Origin of the sequence: Coralloluteibacterium thermophilum (assembly GCF_042654365.1) — a bacterium.
Classification (GTDB): domain Bacteria; phylum Pseudomonadota; class Gammaproteobacteria; order Xanthomonadales; family Xanthomonadaceae; genus Coralloluteibacterium; species Coralloluteibacterium thermophilum.
This window is the reverse complement of the sequence record NZ_JBHSGG010000034.1, coordinates 14,088-30,942: the sequence shown is the minus strand read 5'-3', so window position 1 is coordinate 30,942 and position 16,855 is coordinate 14,088. Positions and strand designations below refer to the sequence as shown.

12 protein-coding genes are annotated in these 16,855 nt (G+C 70.4%); 3 read left to right on the top strand and 9 right to left on the bottom strand.

Translation table 11 applies throughout. The features are described 5' to 3' along the window. Window positions 1-3: 3 nt before the first annotated feature. From csy3 to ACFO3Q_RS12465, 9 genes are all read right to left on the bottom strand, one after another. Entirely contained in the window at window positions 4-1,041 is a 1,038-nt protein-coding gene (gene csy3, locus ACFO3Q_RS12505; protein ID WP_377005055.1) for a type I-F CRISPR-associated protein Csy3, read from the bottom strand. Between the two features lie 25 nt (window positions 1,042-1,066). Continuing rightward, window positions 1,067-2,065, bottom strand: coding sequence for a type I-F CRISPR-associated protein Csy2 (gene csy2 / locus ACFO3Q_RS12500; RefSeq protein ID WP_377005054.1), 999 nt, complete (start codon window positions 2,063-2,065; stop codon window positions 1,067-1,069). After that, window positions 2,062-3,414: a type I-F CRISPR-associated protein Csy1 gene (gene csy1 / locus ACFO3Q_RS12495; protein ID WP_377005053.1), complete on the bottom strand. Its 1,353-nt coding sequence runs from the start codon at window positions 3,412-3,414 to the stop codon at window positions 2,062-2,064. The genes csy2 and csy1 overlap by 4 nt, the downstream gene beginning before the upstream one ends. A 369-nt stretch (window positions 3,415-3,783) precedes the next feature. Further along, the gene (cas3f, locus tag ACFO3Q_RS12490; RefSeq protein ID WP_377005052.1) at window positions 3,784-7,182 is read right to left on the bottom strand and encodes a type I-F CRISPR-associated helicase Cas3f; all 3,399 of its coding nucleotides are present in this window, start codon (window positions 7,180-7,182) and stop codon (window positions 3,784-3,786) included. Then, window positions 7,179-8,150, bottom strand: coding sequence for a type I-F CRISPR-associated endonuclease Cas1f (gene cas1f, locus ACFO3Q_RS12485; RefSeq protein ID WP_377005051.1), 972 nt, complete (start codon window positions 8,148-8,150; stop codon window positions 7,179-7,181). The genes cas3f and cas1f overlap by 4 nt, the downstream gene beginning before the upstream one ends. Window positions 8,151-8,359: 209 nt before the next feature. Further along, a complete protein-coding gene (gene zapE, locus ACFO3Q_RS12480; protein ID WP_377005050.1) occupies window positions 8,360-9,445 on the bottom strand; it encodes a cell division protein ZapE in 1,086 nt (361 codons plus the stop codon). Between the two features lie 34 nt (window positions 9,446-9,479). Further along, entirely contained in the window at window positions 9,480-10,157 is a 678-nt protein-coding gene (locus tag ACFO3Q_RS12475) for an alpha/beta hydrolase (RefSeq protein WP_377005049.1), read from the bottom strand. 224 nt (window positions 10,158-10,381) lie between these two features. Beyond that, window positions 10,382-11,830, bottom strand: coding sequence for an ExeM/NucH family extracellular endonuclease (locus ACFO3Q_RS12470; protein WP_377005048.1), 1,449 nt, complete (start codon window positions 11,828-11,830; stop codon window positions 10,382-10,384). Between the two features lie 96 nt (window positions 11,831-11,926). After that, window positions 11,927-12,442: a c-type cytochrome gene (locus ACFO3Q_RS12465; RefSeq protein ID WP_377005047.1), complete on the bottom strand. Its 516-nt coding sequence runs from the start codon at window positions 12,440-12,442 to the stop codon at window positions 11,927-11,929. A gap of 262 nt (window positions 12,443-12,704) precedes the next feature. On the opposite strand from ACFO3Q_RS12465, the gene acnD reads away from it, so the two are divergent. The 3 genes from acnD to prpF all read left to right on the top strand — a co-directional run bounded on the left by acnD (window position 12,705) and on the right by prpF (window position 16,809). Continuing rightward, window positions 12,705-15,302, top strand: coding sequence for a Fe/S-dependent 2-methylisocitrate dehydratase AcnD (gene acnD, locus ACFO3Q_RS12460; RefSeq protein WP_377005046.1), 2,598 nt, complete (start codon window positions 12,705-12,707; stop codon window positions 15,300-15,302). Between the two features lie 93 nt (window positions 15,303-15,395). Then, the gene (locus ACFO3Q_RS12455) at window positions 15,396-15,584 is read left to right on the top strand and encodes a hypothetical protein (protein WP_377005045.1); all 189 of its coding nucleotides are present in this window, start codon (window positions 15,396-15,398) and stop codon (window positions 15,582-15,584) included. 19 nt (window positions 15,585-15,603) lie between these two features. After that, a complete protein-coding gene (gene prpF, locus ACFO3Q_RS12450; RefSeq protein WP_377005086.1) occupies window positions 15,604-16,809 on the top strand; it encodes a 2-methylaconitate cis-trans isomerase PrpF in 1,206 nt (401 codons plus the stop codon). The last annotated feature ends 46 nt before the right edge of the window (window positions 16,810-16,855 follow it).

Below are 16,855 nucleotides of genomic sequence, written 5' to 3'. Positions count from 1 at the left end.
GCATCAGCCCGCGTCGCCGAACACGCCACCGCGGACCAGGGTCGCGACGACGAAGTGCTGCTGCTCCAGGTCGGGCGCCTTGTCCTTGATGACCCAGTTGTCCAGCAGGTTGTAGAAATCCAACTTGTCCTTCGGTTGACGGTACGCCTTGCCCTGGGTCGTGACCGAGCCGTAGGGCTCCACGGCGATCGGTCCGTTCTCATCCGCGCCGGGGTACCAGGTATCGATCGTACGCAGGGCGTTGCCGATCTTCTGCGAGTGGATTGCGGCAATGGCTTTCTCGCCTTCGCCGACGGCGTACAGCGTCTTGCTCTTGTCGCCCCGGCCGCGGTCGAGGATCAGCTCCTGCGAGGGAAAGACTTCCTGGCCCGCACCGGCGCGCACGAAGGCCGTGACCTGAAGCAGGACATGCGCATTGCCGGCCAGGCCGGACTCGACCACCGTCGCCAAGGCGCTCACCCCCTCGGCCCCGCCGGCCGGTGCGGACAGCTCGCGCAGGGAGTGGTCGAGTGCCTGGAACGTCCACTGCGTGGCGGCCTTGCCATCCTTCAGGTGTGCGACCTGCACCTCCACCTGCTCGGCGCCGATGCGGTTGCGCCACAGGAAGCGGCCGTTGGCGAGGTTGGCGGCATAGCGCCGCGCCAGTTCGCCGAAGCCGTGCTGCTGCACGTAGCCGCCGACAGTGGCGACGAGCTTCTTGCGGTAGTCGGCGTCGTTGCAGGCCGAGGGCTCGCCGGTGCCGCCGAGCACGCGCAGGGTGAACTGGACCTTGAGCGTGTCGGCCTCCAGTGGAAGGGCGGCTACGTCCACGGTCTGGAGGTTGGGGTTCTCGATGGCGGCATCGAGCTTGGCCGGGTCCTGGTCCTTCGTCTTGAGCCGATTGGAAATGGTGCCGCGCACCGACTTCTCGCGGATCTTCACTGGTTGCCAGGTGGTGGACTCGCCGCGCGCAGCCCAGTCGCCCGCGAAGAACAGCGCATCGGAGGGATCGAGCTTGCGCTCGAAGGCAAGGACGGAGGCGGTCTTGAGGTCTTTGGACATGATGGGATTCCTTGTCGGATGACTGTCAGTCGAAGTCGTAGAGCTGCTCGAGCGCGTCGGCAGCGGGGCGGTAGTCGTTGCGGCAGCGATAGAGGCCGATCTCGGGTTGGCTGTCCGCATACCAGAGCAGTTGCTGGGGCGTTTGCAGCCGGTGTGGGCTGATCCATTCCCCAACCGAATAGAGGCCTTCCACGAAGCGGAATGGCGTGTCCGCATCACGCGCGTTGGCGACGCTGCCTGCCGGATGCAGCTCGCCGAGCGCGCCATAGCCGACCGGGATCGGCACGATCCAGCCCTGGCCCTTGCGGTCGTTGAGCCATTCGCCCTTGCCGTCTTTCTCGCCCGGCTGGTAGCGCCAGTTGATCCGCGACAGCGACAGCCATGCATCGAGGCGGGTGGACGCGGGCTTCTCGGCCTGCAGCTCGGCCAACCGTGCATCCAGCCGATCCTCGCGCGATACCAGTGCGAAGCCGGGCAGCAACCGCATGCGCGCCTTGCGGAACTCGGCCTGTCGATCGCTTTCGGTGCCGGTCAGGTCCAGACTCCAGGGACGGTAGCGGAACCGGCCTGGTTGGGTGGGGGGCAACAGGGTGCCTCCTGCGATGCGCATGCCGGCAAGCAGCTCCGCCACGGTGGCGAGATCGGCTTCGCGCGCTTCCGGTTCGCGGCTCCAGCGTTCGCTGTCGACGCCGAGCACGAGGCTCAGTTCCAGATGGATGCGGCCTTCCTCGACGATGGCGGCGGTGCCGCCGTCCTTGCCGACCGGGTTGCGGGTCAGCCGGAATGCCTTGACGAAGCCACCTTCGGTGACCTGCTCCTGGTGACCGTGACTGACCACGCCGACCGCCTTGAACGCCAGGTCGAGGCCGGCTGCTTGGGTCTTGCGCTCCAATGCCCACATCGCGCCGAGGAACGCCGTCATCGACGGGAACCCATGCGTCAACGGGCTCGAAACGGCGTTGGCGTTCTGCACGTGCAGGTGCGGCAGTACGAGCAGGTGGCTGAAGCGGGGACACGCGCTCATGCCTCGACTCCCGCTGGAGCGCGGCGCTGCATCGGTACCGGCCAGGCGGCATCGACGATGGCCAGCCCGGCCCAATGCTTGTACTCGGCATCGCCGACGGTGGTCAGTCCGGCTTCGCGCAGTTGGGCGTTGACCCAGTTGGCGAAGCGGCCGGCGACTTCGTCTTGCCAATCGCCGCGGTGATAGGCGGCGATGAAGTCTTCGTCTTCTTGTTCATGTCCCGCACGCGACGGCAATTCGATGCGCTCGGGGTCGAGCCAGAGCTGTTCGCAGAGCGGAAGCGTGCAGTCCGGGTTGCGGGTCCAGCCGGGCTCGGAGTTGGCCTGGATGCTGGCGGCGAACACGGGCAACTGGAAGCCCAGGGCTTGCTCGATGGCTTCGCGCCGGTTCCGCGTGTCGATGGTCGGAGCGGGATTGGAGAGCAGAAAGTCGGCCAGCGTACTCACCAGGAAGCGCACGCCCTTGAAGTGGGCGAACCGGTCGAGGGCCGTCTCCACGTTCAATAGCTGTCGGAACCTGTCCTGGTCCCACCTGGGGGGAGGCAGCGACGCCAACAGGTAGTTGATGCCGCCACGCTCGCTGTTGAGCTGGGAGATGTTCTGTGGCTTCGTCCCCCCCAGCTTGCGCGCGACCAGGTTGCGGTAGTCGCGGTAGGGTGCCTCATGTGCCTCCTTGGCCCGGAAGGCTTGCCGCGCCAGTTTGTTGGTTTCGCCGAAGCGGGCATCCTGGATGTCCGCATGTACGGCATGGGCCAGACTGCTGGAGAACAGCGGCTGCAGGAGGTGGTAGTCGGCGTCGTTCGAAGGTCGGCCGCCGATGAGCCAGTACACCTGTTTGGCCGCCCCATGCGATGCGGGCGCGGATTCGCTGCGCACCAGGCCGCCGAAGGCCTCCATCCACCCGGATGCGACGGTGGGGTCTGGATGCAGGGCGCTGCGCAGATCGGCGTCGCCGGACTGCATCCAGTCCAGCAAGCGACGACCATCGACTTCGATCTTGAGGAACTTGAACACGTCCAGTGCGGCGGCGTTTCCAACCACGTCCTCGGCGAAGTCCTCGCCGAGCAGATGGCTGCCGACCTCCGCGTGCCGCGGCAGCTTGGCCGGGGCAACGTGCAGGCTGCTGCCGCGCGCGTCCGGATGGGTGGCCTTGAGCACGTGGGTGACGACCTGGATCTGGCCAACCCGGCGCGCCGCATCCGCCAGCCACACCCCGTACTCGTACTTCGATGCGCCGTCGGCATCGTCCTCCTTGCCTTTCAGCTTGGCCTCGCGCCGCGCATCGATGAACGCGGCGATGGCCGAGCGGAAAAGCTCGGAGCGTGACCCACGTTCCGATTCTTCACTCATTAGGAGAGTCCTTTCATTCGACCCTGATGGGTCTAGTCTGTAGACTCACCCACAGCAGCGCGCCGTGGGTGAGGAGGTTTTCTATGGGGAGCAAGCGCTCCCTAACGATCTTCTACGCAGATGAGAACCACCCATCACCTTTACCTCCTTGGATTTCAAGGCCGGCCCCAACCGGCAAGCTGTGATCTGGGCCGGGGCATTGTTCGCACCAATGCCCCGGCCCTTTAAAAGCTACACGGATAGGAACGCGCTTGCAAATCCATAGCAGTCGAAGTTCCAAACTGCCGAGAAGGCAGCTCAGAAAATAGCAGTCGAAGTTCCAGCTTCGGCTTACTGCCGAGTAGGCAGTCTTGAGGCATGGATGCCCCTTCACTTCTTCTCTCCAAACCCCAGCCAAGAGTGATACCGCCACCCTTGGGCGCTCTCGGGAACCTCCACGGTCGCCAACCGCTCGGCGCAGGTGGCCAGGGGCAGATCGAGGTGCTCGGCCTGCTCGGCCAGCAACGCCATCAGGTCGAACTGGCCCCAGACATCGATGCGAGCGCCGGGATCGAGCTTCACGTTCTGGCGAAGGCTGCGGTCGATGGAGACGTACAGGCTCCGGCCGCGCCGGAGCGGGTCGTCCTCGACGCGATGCAGGACCAGGCGTTCCTCGTCCTCGTCAGGCAGGAAGGCCACGGTGGTCTTGCGCAGCGTGTCCTCGCGAAAGGGCTGCTGTTGCGGCAGCACACCGGTCAGGGCCGCCTTCGGGTACTGCCACGACCATGCGGACTCGTCGCGCTCCATGGGCGCATCCATCGGCGGCGCCACCGAACCGGGCATGCGCTGCCTGGGCAGCATGCCGGCGGCGATGCGCGCCTGCTCCAGGTCCACGAGCCGTTCGCGGCTGGCCCATTCGGATTCGGGTCGTGGGCGGATGCGCGGCAGCGCGGTGAGCGTGCGGTACTCGTCCGGCGACAGCACCCGCTCCAGGCGTGGGGAGCGCAGGCGGAAGCGATGGGTGTCGTCGTGCCGCTCGAAGCCGGGACGGACGAAGACGGGCGCCGGATGACCGCCGGCCAGCAGCCGGCCTTCCAGCGATTTCAGGTTCCGCTCGAACACCAGGAGATTCGGTCGCTCGCCCCGCTTGCAGCGATGCCGCTGCACACGCCCTGCAAGCTGGATCAACGAGCGCATCGACGAGGGCTCGGCCACCGCCCAGTCGGCGTCCCAATCGCGACCGACTTCGCAGACGGGCGAAGCCAGGACGACGAACAGGTGGTCGCCTTCCGGGTGGGCATCGAGGGCGGCGCGTATGGCCGGCAGCCGATAGACGCCCTGCCCGTCGCCGCGCCGATTGAGGGCCGCATCGAGTTGTTGCTCGATGGCGGATCGCTGAAGCAGCGGGAAGCGCGCGTGGTAGACGCACAGGTGGATGTGGCTACCAGCCGGTGCGCCTATGGCGAACAGTGCCTGCGCCACGTCGAACAGCGGGTCGATGTTGGCCATGCGCACGATGCCGAAGCTGACGCGCTTGCCGCTGACCGGATCGGTTTCGGCGTGGTCGCCGTGCAGGCGCAGGCACGCCGCGTGCACGTGCCGGGCGAATTCCGTGCGGAGTTCTGCCTTGGGAACGCCCTTGGCGATGTCCAGCGGAACCAGCTCGGCCCGCCGCAGCGGTTCGGCCTTCTCCAGCTTCGCCGCACGTTTGCCGACGAACTGCGCATGCTGCCTGGCGAAAGCATCGCCGTCCGTGCAGGTGGCGACCTGCGCGCCGAACTCATCGGCCCACAGGCACGGCACCTGGACCTGTTCCGGGCGTTGTCCCGCGTCATCGCCGCGATTGCGGCGGTAATGGATGCGCCCGGCGCGGTAGGCGAGGAACATGCCCTCCACGAGCGCCGGCGGCAGCGTGGCCGAGGAGAGCACCACGCGCGTGCCGAGCATGCCGGCCCAGTGCACCAGCCGGGTCAGCGCGGGCAGGTCGTCGAGGTCGTAGTCGTCCAGCTCGTCGAGGATCAGGTCCGCGCTCATCAGCCGCAGCATCGGGGCGATCTGGCGTCCGGCACGCAGCGCTTCGGTCGCGGGCACCATGTGGTCCACGGTGCAGACCAGCATCGGCGCCGACAGCAGGTTGCGGATGTCAGGGTCGTGCAGCGCGCGCGACAGCAGGGGGTGGTCGGCGACGACGCCTTCGTAGAGAACGTGGCTGTCCTCTTCGATCAGGTCCTGGATCGACGCGGAGCCCTGCGCTTCGGCCTTCCGCTCGTAGTACTCGAACAGAGTACGGCTGGCCGAGCCGCCGACACGGACCGCCAGCTCGTCTTCGCCAAGATGCAGGTCGTTGCGATAGCTGCGGCCGGTCTGCAGGGTCAGGGTGCGCAGGCCGAGCGCATAGGTGGCGCGCAGCCCCTGCTGCGGATCGGCCAGGGCGTAGAGGATCCGGGCGTTGGCCAACGTCTTGCCACAGCCGGTCGAGGCCATGTTGACGATGAAGGCCCCCTGCCCGCGTGCGGCATCGCGCAGCGACGTGGCGGCATCGGCGGCCTTGTCCTGCCAGGAGAAGCGCGGGTCGGCGCTGCGCTTGCGCAGGCCGCGATGGTTGGCCAGACGTGGCAGATGGCGTTCGAAGCCGGGCAGGGCGTGGGCGATCAGGCCCGCATCGCGGGCAACGCCGAGCAGGTGTTCGTCCAGCGGCTGCTTGAGGTGGCCGTCGCGGTCGGTGTTCGCATACAGGCGGGTGTTGCCGTCGCCCCTCACCCGCAACGGCGAATCCTTGGGCAGGCCGGAATAGTGGTGGTCGGCCAGCATCAGGCTCAGGCGGGCCAGATGCATGACGTAGGGGTTGTCGAGCCAGTTGCCGTCGCGTTGTGGATGACGTTCCAGTAGCCGCTTGGCGAGGCGCGCGGCTTGTGCGCGCCATTTGGGCTCAACGACCGGAAGAGGGCCGGCAGCTTGCCAATAGGATTCAACCTGCGCGCGTTCGGCGGATTGGTAAATCTCGTTCGAGTCGTGTGCGACCTGATCCAGTGGCGTGTTCAGCCATTCGGCAACCGAGCCTCGATAACGTTTTCCAAGCCATTCCTGCTTTCCGGTTTCCGGATCCTTGACCGGCACCACCGGCAGGCGATGGTGCGACACGATCAGCCAGGCCACGGCAGCCGCCAGGGGAGGCAGGTCGCGGAACGGGTGCCTGTCGCGCGCATCCAGCCCGTCGCGTTGGTAGCGCTCGGCGGCGATCCAGAGTCGCTCGTCGAACACGTCCGCATCGGCGAGACGGCCCAACCACGTCGCGTCGTCGTCCTTGCCGACGAAGGCCAGGAACAGCCGCAACGACACCCACTCGTGCCGGTACAGGTTCCGTTCCTGCAGTTTCCCCAGCAGGCGCTCCTGGAAGGCGACGCTGGCCTTGCCCAGGTCGTGCAGCAGGGCCGCCAGTTGCGCCAGCAGGCGGATGTCCTCGGCGGTGTGCCAATCGTTCTCGTCCTCCCGCCGCAGGACGTTGCGCACGGTGGTGTCGGTGGGCACCGCGCCCTCGGCGTTGAAGCGGCGTGCGTCGCCGACGATCCACAGCAGCTCGCTGTGGTCGCGGCCGCGGATCCAGTGACAGGCCACGGCGGTGTTCTTGCGCGCGGTCCTGCGCAGCAGCTTGCGCAGGGTATCCAGGCCGGCCTGGGTGATCGGCGTCTGCCAGGTCCGGTCGCCACGGCGTTCGGCGAACTGGTCGAGGATGCGCCGGCTCTCGGTCAGGGCGCGCTTGTCGCACTGGGAGATCAGCAGGACGTTCATGCCTTGCCCGCCGTCTCCATCGCCACGGACTTGACCGTGTCGATCATGAAGTCGAGCGACTCGCTGCGCGCGAGCGCTTCGATGCAGCCGCGCCGGAACGCCTGCTCGTCGTCGCCGCCCATGGCCGACAGGAAGGCCTGCGGCAGGATGCTGGCGTCCTTGACCAGGTCGGCCACGTCGAACACCAGGCCGCCGCGCCGGGTCTTGCCGTGCAGCACCGCCAGCCCGTGCGGCAGCCCAAGCACCCAGGTGGCGGTCGCGCCCAGGCCATAGGCCAGATAGTTGCCGTGGTCGAGGAAGCGGTTGGCCGGATCGCTGCCCGTGCCGCGCTTGGCGCGGGCGAAGTCGCCGTAGCCGACGGTGTCCACCGCCAGCTTGAACAGCGCCTTGGTCAGGCGGGCCTCCTCGGCGAGCAGCGCCGTGTTGTCCTGGGCGAGCTCGATCTGCCGGCCGGTGCGTTGCAGCAGCTCGTCCAGGCGGCCCAGGTCGGCGGCGAAGCCCGCCTCGCGCAGGTGCCGGTGCGCCCATTGTTCGCGCAGGCGCGCCACCCGCGCGCGCTGGAACGCCTTGGCCGCGAACAGCCGAAGGTCGTCGTCGAACCAGAACCTCACCCAGGCCTGCAGGTACTCGGTGGGCCGGTACTCGCTCTGCGGCGAGAACCAGGCCACTTCGACATCCGTCTCGTTGGCCGAGAACAGCGGCGTGCCGCCGCCCCCGCAGAAGCCGACCAGCACGCCGGCCTTGGCCAGCTCGCGCATCGCCGCCTGGGTGATAGACGTGCCGGTGCCGAGCAGGATCGTCGTGGTGTTGGCGATCGGGATGTTCCAGTACAGCGACCGCTTGCCCGCATCGGTGACGTATTCGACGCGGCCGCCGTTGACCAGCACCCGGCAATGCTGGAGGTAATAGATGTTCGCGCGCTTGGAATGCAGGATCGTCTTGAGATCCGAGGGGCTCAGGTCGTTCATGGCGACCCCCGCCGACCCAGCGGTGCCTTGCACAGAGCGCCTGCGTCGCTTCCGCGGGCCGTGTGGCCGGCGCGGCCGATGATGTCCATATCACCCTCCCCCTGAGGGTTCGTGCGTTCGGGCCAGCGTCCGCCTGCCGCGTCTCACCGGCCGCGACAAGCCTGCACCGTTCCGCCGCCGGCAGTCCAGTCGTGGCGCTGCCGGTGGGGTCAACCCCTGTGCGCGCCCGCGAGGTATTCCGCGCTGCGCATCTCGATCAGGCGCGAGGCGGTGCGTTCGAACTCGTTGCGGAGGCGTTCGCCGCGGTAGAGCTCGACGGGGCCGGCGGCGGCGGAGGCGAGGAGGTTAACCTGGCGGTCGTAGAGCTCGTCGATGAGGTGCACGAAGCGGCGCGCGGGGTCGTCGTTGCTGCCGTCGAACACCGGGATGTCGGAGACGATCACGGTGTGGAAGGCGTGGGCGATGTCGATGTAGTCGGCCACGGCGCGCGGGCCTTCGCACAGCGCCTCGAAGCGGAACCAGGCGACGCCGTCGCAGTGCTCGACGGTGGGGATGATGCGGCCGTTGATCTCCAACGTCTCGCTTTCCTGCCCGCAGTTGCGGCTGAGCCGCTCGTAGCGCGCGCGCAGGGCGGCGTCGGCCTCGGGGCCGGCGGGCACGCGGAAGGTCTCGGCCTGGGTCAGTTCGCGTAGGCGGTAGTCCTGGTCGCTCACCAGCTCCAGCACCTCGCAGTGCCGTTCGAGCAGGGCGATGGCGGGCAGGAAGCGGGCGCGCTGCAGGCCGCCCTTGTAGAGGTTGGCCGGCGGCGTGTTCGAGGTGGTGACCAGGGTCACGCCGTGCGCGAACAGGCGATCGAGCAGGCGGCCGAGGATCATGGCGTCGCCGATGTCGGAGACGAAGAACTCGTCCAGCGCCAGCAGGCGGATGCCGGCGGCGAGGTCTTGGGCGACTTCGGCCACGCGGTCGGCCTTGCCCTCGTGGGCACGCAGGCGCGCGTGCACGTCCTGCATGAAGCTGTGGAAGTGGGTGCGGCGCTTCCGCGTCTCGCCGACCTGCGCGTAGAACAGGTCCATCATGAAGGTCTTGCCGCGCCCGACCCCGCCCCACAGGTACAGGCCGCGCACCGGCGGCGCCGGCCTGCCGAAGCCCAGCCGCGCCAGCAGGCCGCCGCGTGCGGGTGCCGCGCCAAGTTCCGCGGCGATGCGGTCGAAGGCGGCGAGGGCCGGCAGCTGCGCCGGGTCCTGCTGCCAGCGGCCTTCGGCGACGCCGGCGGCATAGGCGGCGGACGGCGTCATCGCGACACCCGCGCGCGCGGAATCCTGCGGGGCATCACGCGTCGGCGGCGGGCGTGTGCGACGGCGGCAGGTTCCTGCGGACGCCGTTCTTGATGGCGCCGCGCAGGTCGAGCAGGCGGCGATGGAAGAAGTGGTCGGCCTCCGGCATCTTCACCAGGGTCGGCCGCGCGTCGAGCTGCTCGATCCAGTCGTAGACGGCCTGCGGCGAGACGATGTCGTCCTCCTCGCCCTGCACCACCAGCCACGGGGCGTCCGGCGGCAGCGCCGCGGAGAAGTCCCAGCGTCCGGCCGGCGGCGCGATCGAGATCATCTGCTTCACCGGCAGCTTGCGCGCGCCCAGCAGGGAGACATAGGCGCCGAACGAGAAGCCGCCCAGCCACAGGTCGTGGTCGGGCAGCACCTGCTGCACCCATTCGGCCACGGCGATCAGGTCGAGCGTCTCGCCGCGGCCGTTGTCGAACTCGCCCTCGGACTGGCCGACGCCGCGGAAGTTGAAGCGCACCGTGGCGACGCCCAGCTCGCGCAGGGCGCGGGCGGTCATGGTCACCACCTTGTTGTGCATGGTGCCGCCCTCGGTGGGCAGCGGATGGCAGAGGACGGCGACCGCGGGCCGCGGGTCCTCCTCGGGCAGGTCCACCGCGACCTCCAGCGCGCCGGCCGGGCCGGGCAGCAGGAAGGAGGTGGATTCGGTGGGGAAGGTTTCCGGCGTCATGGCCGGCATGATACCGGACGCCCCGGTACGGCCGCGTCGGGCCCATGTGGGAGCGGCTTCAGCCGCGACGGGTACGGAGCAGGAACAGGGGCAGGGCGTCGTCGCCAGCAGGCCCTGGCCGGAGGAGGGGCGGCGGCCGCGACGCTCCATGCATGGCTCCGGCTCGCGGCTGAAGCCGCTCCCACATGCGCGGAATGGCGCACCGACCCACCTCGAACCACCTGCTAGGGCGCGGGATCGATGCCGAGCAGGAGGGGATCGTGGTCGGACGAGGCCCACGGGCCGGGGCAGGCTCCGTCCCCGCATTGCGCGTAGCCGAAGACCGACGCCTCGTCGCTGTTGATGTGCCAGTGCGCCGCGCCGCGCAGGCGCCCGGCCAGGGCGGGCGACACCAGGGCATGGTCCAGGCGGCCGGCCTGCGCGTCCCAGACGAAGCTGTGGTGCGGCGCCTCGCCACCGGCGATGGCGAAGGCGTCGCGCCAGCCGGCCGCCGCGAGCGTCTCCATGGGGTCCTCCATCGCATAGGCGTTGAGGTCGCCGAGGATGAGGGCGTGGGGCGTGTCGGCGCCGGTCGGATCGTCGGCCAGCCAGGCCGCCAGCCGCCGCGCGCTGTCCACGCGGGCCGCGTTGAAGCAGGCCTGGCCGTCGCCCTGGTCGGCATCGCCGCCGCGGGCGTTGCCGCAGCCGCCCTTGGACTTGAAGTGGTTGACCGCGACGACGATGGCCTGCCCCGCATCGCGCCCGTCGGCCAGCGGCACGAAGGCCTGCGCCAGCGGCGCACGGCTGCCCCAGGCGAAGGGCCCGTCGGACAGGGTGGCGGGGGCGCCGAAGCGGCGCACGCGGTCGGCGCGGTACATCAGCGCCACGCGGATGGCGTCGCCGCCCGGGCCCGCGCCGGCGTCGACCACGCGCCAGTCGTGGCCGCTGGCCGCGGACACCGCGGCCGCGAACTGGACGAGGGCGGAGTCCGGGCCGAAGCCGTCGTTCTCCACTTCCATCAGCGCCAGCACGTGCGCGTCCAGCCCCGTCACCGCCTCCACCAGCTTGGCCTGCTGCACCGCGTAGGCCTCGGGCGTGCGGGCGCCGCGCGGCGTCGGGAAGCCGCCGCCGCGCCCGTCGCCGTTGAACAGGTTGAGCAGGTTGAGCGCCGCGATGCGCAGGGTGCCCTCCACCTGCGGCGGCGCGGGCCGTTCCGCCTGCGCGACCGTGGCGGGCGGCTCGGTCACCTGCAGGCGCGGGCCGCGCGGAGAGAGCGCGAGCTCGCCCTCGATGCCTTCCAGCACCGTGCCCGTGCGCAGCGGGGCGTCCGGCCGCGGAGCCAGGGCCTCGCGCGCGGCGCCGTCCAGCGCCAGGGTCAGGCGGCGGCGCGCGTTGTCCTCGGCCACCGCGTCGGCGGCGGGCCCGGGGCGGGCGATCTCGGTCGGCACCCGGAGGCGGCCGTCGAAGGCGACCACCAGTTCGCCGTCGCTCGCGAACCGGTGGCTGCCGGACACCGTCAGCGGCGCCTCGATCCGCACGCGCCGGCCGTCCAGCGCCGACCAGTCCGTGGGCGGGGCGGCCAGCACCACCGGTGCATCGGTCACGGCGGCGTCTCCGGCGGGAGCGCCGGCGCCCTGGCAGGCGGCGAGCGCCAGCGGGGCGAGGAGCGACAGGAGAAGGCGCGGCAGCGGCATGGAGCGGACCTCACGGATGCGATGGTGCGCCATCGCGGGTGGCGGATACGACGACGCCGCCCGGAGGCGGCGTCGGACGGCGATGGACGTGGCCGGTCAGTTCAGGTTGTCGACCATCCAGTCGACCGCGGCGATGACCTGCTCGTCGGTCAGCGAGGGCATGCCGCCCTTGGCCGGCATCAGGCCCTGCGAGCCGGTGAAGCCCTCGATCGCGTGGCGGTGCAGCGTGTCGCTGCCCTGCGCGAGGCGCGCGCCCCACTCCCCGCGGGTGAGCGTCGGCGCGCCGCCGGCACCGGTGCCGTGGCAGGCCGCGCAGGCGCCGTTGTAGATCACGTCGCCCTCGAGCGTGCCGCCGAAGGCGACCTGCGAGGCGGCGGCGGCGCGCGCGGCCTCCTCGGCGGCGGCCTTGGCCGCGGCGCCGGTGGCGCCCGCGTAGACGTCGCCGACCGGGCGGATGCGCTGCTCGACGCGCGCCTGGACCGACGGGTCGACCTCGCGCGGCTGCGAGAAGTGGATGGAGACCGCCACCACGATGAGGAACACCGCCACGGCCATGAGGATGCCGAGGATGACGGAGAAGCGCTTCAGGAAGACGAGGTCGGGATTACGCACGGGCGCACCTGGCGGGCCTGTGGCCCGTTGGGGATCAAAGACCGCGGAGTATAGCCGCGGCTGCCGTCCGCACAAACGCCTTCGTGCGGCCTGTCCGTCGGCGCGGGCCCCTGCGGCGCTGGGGCGGCCGCGCCGAAGGGCGTAAAATCGCGGGATTGCGCGGACGCCGTCCGCGCCCGGCGCGCGATCGGCGCGCATCCGCATCCGCAGCGGCCGCGTCGTCCGGCCGCCCATTCCGTCCTCGAGCCCGCCTTCGCCAGCCATGAACACCGCCCACCGCAAGACTCTGCCCGGTACCCAGCTCCAGTACTTCGACGCGCGCGAGGCGGTCGAGGCGATCCGGCCCGGCGCCTGGGCGGGCCTGCCCTACGTCGCGCGCGTGCTCGCCGAGAACCTGGTGCGCCGCTGCGCGCCGGCGACGCTGGCGGAGTCGCTGAAGCAGCTGATCGAGCGCAGGCGCGACCTCGACTTCCCGTGGTTCCCGGCGCGCGTGGTCTGCCACGACATCCTCGGCCAGACCGCGCTGGTGGACCTCGCCGGCCTGCGCGACGCCATCGCCGACAAGGGCGGCGACCCGGCCAAGGTGAACCCGGTGGTCCCGGTGCAGCTGATCGTCGACCACTCGCTGGCGGTGGAGTGCGGCGGCGACGACCCGGACGCCTTCGCGAAGAACCGCGCGATCGAGGACCGTCGCAACGAGGACCGCTTCCACTTCATCGAGTGGACGAAGAAGGCCTTCGAGAACGTCGACGTGATCCCCCCGGGCAACGGGATCATGCACCAGATCAACCTGGAGAAGATGTCCCCGGTGATCCAGGTGCGCGACGGCGTGGCCTTCCCGGACACCTGCGTCGGCACCGACTCGCACACCCCGCACGTGGACGCGCTCGGCGTCATTGCCATCGGCGTGGGCGGCCTGGAGGCCGAGAACGTGATGCTCGGCCGCGCCTCGTGGATGCGCACGCCGGACATCGTCGGCGTCGAACTGACCGGCCGCCCGCAGCCGGGCATCACCGCCACCGACATCGTGCTGGCGCTGACCGAGTTCCTGCGCAAGGCGCGCGTGGTCGGCGCGTGGCTGGAGTTCCGCGGCGAGGGCGCGGCGGCGCTGACCCTCGGCGACCGCGCGACCATCTCCAACATGGCGCCGGAGTACGGCGCCACCGCGGCGATGTTCTTCATCGACGACAACACGCTCGACTACCTGCGCCTGACCGGCCGCGAGGAGGCCCAGGTGCAGCTGGTCGAGACCTACGCGAAGCAGGCCGGCCTGTGGGCCGGCGACCTCGCCGACGCGCAGTACGAGCGCACGCTGACCTTCGACCTGTCGAGCGTGGTGCGCAACATGGCCGGTCCCTCCAACCCGCACGCGCGCGTCGCCACCACCGACCTCGCCGCACGCGGCATCGCCGGCGCCTGGGAGGAGGTGCCCGGGCGGATGCCGGATGGCGCGGTGATCATCGCCGCCATCACCAGCTGCACCAACACCAGCAACCCGCGCAACGTCATCGCCGCCGGCCTGCTCGCGCGCAACGCGCGCCGCCTCGGCCTGGCGCGCAAGCCGTGGGTGAAGACCTCGCTGGCGCCCGGCTCGAAGGCGGTGCAGCTGTATCTCGAGGAGGCCGGCCTCACCGCCGACCTCGAAGCCCTGGGCTTCGGCGTGGTGGCCTTCGCCTGCACCACCTGCAACGGCATGTCCGGCGCGCTGGACCCGGCGATCCAGCAGGAGATCATCGACCGCGACCTGTACGCGACCGCGGTGCTCTCGGGCAACCGCAACTTCGACGGCCGCATCCACCCCTACGCCAAGCAGGCCTTCCTGGCCTCGCCGCCGCTGGTGGTCGCCTACGCCATCGCCGGCACCATCCGCTTCGACATCGAGAAGGACGTGCTGGGCGTGGCGGACGGCCGCGAGATCCGGCTCAAGGACCTCTGGCCGAGCGACGCCGAGATCGACGCCGTGGTGCAGGCCGCGGTCAAGCCGGACCACTTCCGCAAGGTCTACATCCCGATGTTCGCCGCCTCCACCGACGCGCGCGAGCAGGTGAGCCCGCTGTACGACTGGCGCCCGGCGAGCACCTACATCCGCCGCCCGCCGTACTGGGAAGGGGCGCTGGCCGGCGAGCGCACGCTCACCGGCATGCGGCCGCTGGCGCTGCTCGGCGACAACATCACCACCGACCACCTCTCGCCGTCGAACGCGATCCTGCCGGACTCGGCCGCGGGCGAGTACCTCGCGAAGATGGGCCTGCCGGAGGAGGACTTCAATTCGTACGCGACCCACCGCGGCGACCACCTCACCGCGCAGCGCGCGACCTTCGCCAACCCCAAGCTGTTCAACGAGATGGTGCGCAACCCGGACGGCAGCGTGCGCCAGGGCTCGCTCGCGCGGGTGGAGCCGGAAGGGCAGGTCATGCGCATGTGGGAGGCCATCGAGACCTACATGCAGCGCCGCCAGCCGCTGATCATCGTGGCCGGCGCCGACTACGGCCAGGGCAGCTCGCGCGACTGGGCGGCCAAGGGCGTGCGGCTGGCCGGCGTGGAGGCCATCGTCGCCGAGGGCTTCGAGCGCATCCACCGCACCAACCTGATCGGCATGGGCGTGCTGCCGCTGGAGTTCCAGCCGGGCACCACGCGCCTCACCCTCGGCCTCGACGGCACCGAGACCTACGACGTGGTCGGCGCGCGCACCCCGCGCGCGACCCTCACCCTCGTCATCCACCGCCGCGACGGCGAGCGCGTGGAGGTGCCGGTGACCTGCCGCCTCGACTCCGACGAGGAGGTCTCCATCTACGAGGCCGGCGGCGTGCTGCAGCGCTTCGCCCAGGACTTCCTGGAATCGGAGACGCAGGCGGCCTGAGCCGAGCCGGACGGGGCCCGGACCTGCCGGGCCCTGTCGGAGGCGGCGGCCCCGCACTAGCATCCTGGCAATCCATGCCAAGGAGGTATGGCCATGGCGACGGGTCCTCTCCGCCATGCCTTCATCGGAGTCCGCTTCGCTGCGCCGCTGCGCGTCCACCCCGTCCGGCGCTTCGCGCGCCATCCGATCCATTACCTCGACCTGCCGACCCACGTGGAGGTGTTCCGCCTCCGGGACGCCGCCCGCGGGTCGGACCCACCGATGCAGGACACCGATGACTGACTCCAGCCCGACCGCCGCCATGCCCCATGCCCCCCAGATCCGCATCCCCGCGACCTACATGCGCGGCGGCACCAGCAAGGGCGTGTTCTTCCGCCTCGACGACCTGCCCGAGGTCGCGCGCGTGCCGGGCCCGGTGCGGGACGCGCTTCTGCTGCGCGTGATCGGCAGCCCCGACCCCTACGGCAAGCAGATCGACGGCATGGGCGGGGCGACCTCCAGCACCAGCAAGACGGTGATCGTGTCGAAGAGCGCGCGGCCTGACCACGACGTCGACTACCTCTTCGGGCAGGTCTCCATCGACAGCGCGTTCGTGGACTGGAGCGGCAACTGCGGCAACCTCTCCTCCGCGGTGGGGCCCTTCGCCATCGCGTCGGGCCTGGTGGAGGCCTCACGCATCCCGCAGGACGGGGTATGCACCGTGCGCATCTGGCAGGCCAACATCGGCAAGACCATCGTTGCCCACGTGCCGGTGGCCGGCGGGCAGGTGCAGGAGACCGGCGACTTCGAGCTCGACGGCGTGACCTTCCCCGCCGCCGAGGTGCGGCTCGAATTCATGGACCCGGCCGACGAGGGCGACGGCGAGGGCGGCGGTGCGATGTTCCCCACCGGCAACCTGGTGGACGACCTCGAGGTGCCCGGCATCGGCACGCTCAGGGCGACGCTGATCAACGCCGGTATCCCCACCGTGTTCGTCAACGCCGCCGACATCGGCTACACCGGCACCGAGCTGCAGGACGCCATCAACGGCGACCCGAAGGCGCTGGCCATGTTCGAGACCATCCGCGCGCACGGCGCGCTGCGCATGGGCCTGATCGCCCACGTCGAAGAGGCGGCCAGGCGCCAGCACACGCCGAAGGTGGCCTTCGTCGCGCCGCCGGCGGACTACGTCTCGTCCAGCGGCAAGCGCATCGCCGCCGGCGACATCGACCTGCTGGTGCGCGCGCTGTCCATGGGCAAGCTGCACCACGCCATGATGGGCACCGCCGCGGTCGCGATCGGCACGGCCGCCGCCATCCCCGGCACGCTGGTGAGCCTCGCCGCCGGCGGACGCGCGCACGAGGCGGTCCGCTTCGGCCACCCCTCCGGCACCCTGCGCGTGGGCGCGGAGGCGACGCAGGCGGACGGCGGCTGGACCGTCACCAAGGCCATCATGAGCCGCAGCGCGCGGGTGCTGATGGAAGGCTGGGTGCGGGTGCCGGGCGAGGTCCTCCTGCCGGCGGGATGAGCCGGACGGGACAGGATCCCGGATCCGCCGCCGTCGCGGGCATGAT